Genomic DNA, 1,745 nt, shown 5'->3' with positions numbered 1-1,745 from the left:
CATTGAGCAAGGCGTTGTCCAATCGTTACTTCCGTTCGCTGGGCCTGCCGTCGGTCGGTCCAGCGCCGATCAACTGATCCGAACCGCCGTGTACGGACCCGTACGCACGGTGGTGTGGGAGGGGTCGAGCCGCGAGGCCTGCCCCTATCCCGATTTGGCGGCCGGATTTCGCGTGTTGTCGTTCGCATGGAGGCAGGGACCGTAACATGGAAGCGATCAGAAGCATCGAGTACGACCGGCCGCAAGGCCTGACGTGTGGCATCGGCGAGGCGTGGGCGCGGGTGCCCGACACGCCGTCGCTGGAAGAAAAGCGTGCGCTGAAGGAGCGCATTCGCGCGCTGCTCGAACGCGAGCAGGCAGTGCTCGTCGCGCATTATTACGTCGATGCCGAATTGCAAGAACTCGCCGACGAAACCGGCGGCTGCGTCGCCGATTCGCTGGAAATGGCGCGCTTCGGGCGCGATCACGCGGCGAAGACGCTGGTCGTCGCGGGCGTGCGTTTCATGGGCGAGACTGCGAAAATCCTGAGCCCCGACAAGCGCGTGCTGATGCCCGATCTCGACGCGACCTGCTCGCTCGATCTCGGTTGTCCCGCCGACGAATTCTCCGCTTTCTGCGACGCGCATCCCGACCGCACGGTCGTGGTCTACGCGAATACGAGCGCCGCCGTGAAGGCGCGCGCGGATTGGATGGTCACGTCGTCGATCGGGCTGGAAATCGTCGCCGATCTGCATGCGCGCGGCGAGAAAATCCTCTGGGCGCCGGATCGCCATCTCGGCAGCTACATTCAGAAGAAGACCGGCGCCGACATGCTGCTGTGGCAAGGCTCGTGTCTCGTGCACGACGAATTCAAGGGCATCGAACTCGATCTGCTGCGTAACGAATATTCCGACGCGAAGATTCTCGTGCATCCGGAATCGCCGGAAGGCGTGGTCAAGCTCGCGGATGTCGTCGGTTCGACCACGCAGTTGATCGACGCCGCCGTGAAACTCGACGCGCAGCGCTTTATCGTCGCGACCGACCTCGGCATTCTGCACAAGATGCAGATCGCCGCACCCGGCAAGACCTTTATCGCCGCGCCGACGGCCGGCAACAGCGCGACCTGCAAGAGTTGCGCGCATTGTCCGTGGATGGCGATGAACGGCCTCGCCAATCTCGCCGACGTGCTGGAACGCGGCCACAACGAGATTCACGTCGATGCAGCCATTGGCGAACGCGCGCGCGTGCCGATCGACCGCATGCTGGACTTCGCCGCGCGTCACAAGCGCCGCGTGCAGGCGAGCGGCGATCTCGCGAAAGACGGTTCATTGTTCACCCACGTAGGACCCGCATGATGACGATTTTCGAAGAAGTCCGCGCGCAATACGGCGACGCGTTCGAAGACGCGCTGGCACGCAATGTCGTCGATGCGCTCGCGGAAGATGTCGGCGGCGGCGATCACACCGGCCGTCTCGTCCCGGCCGATGTGCGTCGCACGGCGCGCATCATCGTGCGCGAGGACGCGGTGCTGTGCGGCGCGCCGTGGTTCGACGAGGTGATGCGGCGCGTCGATCCGTCGATCGAAGTGGAATGGCAGTATCGCGAAGGCGACCGGATGGCGGCGAATACGCCCGTCGTGCTGCTGCACGGCCCGGCGCGCTCGCTGCTGACGGCGGAGCGCAACGGCCTAAACTTTCTGCAACTGCTGTCGGGCGTGGCGAGCGCGACGCGCCGTTATGTCGATTCGATCGAAGGCGCGCGCGCGC

Annotated in this window: 2 protein-coding genes; both read left to right on the top strand. The window is 64.8% G+C overall.

Annotation, left to right across the window (positions count from 1 at the left end; genetic code table 11):
- Positions 1-206: 206 nt before the first annotated feature.
- Entirely contained in the window at positions 207-1,334 is a 1,128-nt protein-coding gene (gene nadA, locus BVER_RS28755) for a quinolinate synthase NadA (RefSeq protein WP_050456125.1), read from the top strand.
- The coding region (locus BVER_RS28750; RefSeq protein ID WP_370444289.1) for a nicotinate-nucleotide diphosphorylase at positions 1,331-1,745 on the top strand (415 nt) is incomplete at its 3' end. The genes nadA and BVER_RS28750, both read left to right, overlap by 4 nt.

Source organism: Candidatus Burkholderia verschuerenii (genome assembly GCF_001189365.1).
GTDB lineage: Bacteria > Pseudomonadota > Gammaproteobacteria > Burkholderiales > Burkholderiaceae > Caballeronia > Caballeronia verschuerenii.
The sequence above is the reverse complement of the archived record's forward strand: the minus strand, read 5'-3'. Positions and strand labels throughout refer to the sequence as shown.

What these genes read in the sequence shown, in the direction of transcription:
- nadA (WP_050456125.1), top strand. Translation starts at nt 207, where the DNA reads ATGGAAGCGATCAGAAGCATCGAGTACGACCGGCCGCAAGGCCTGACG.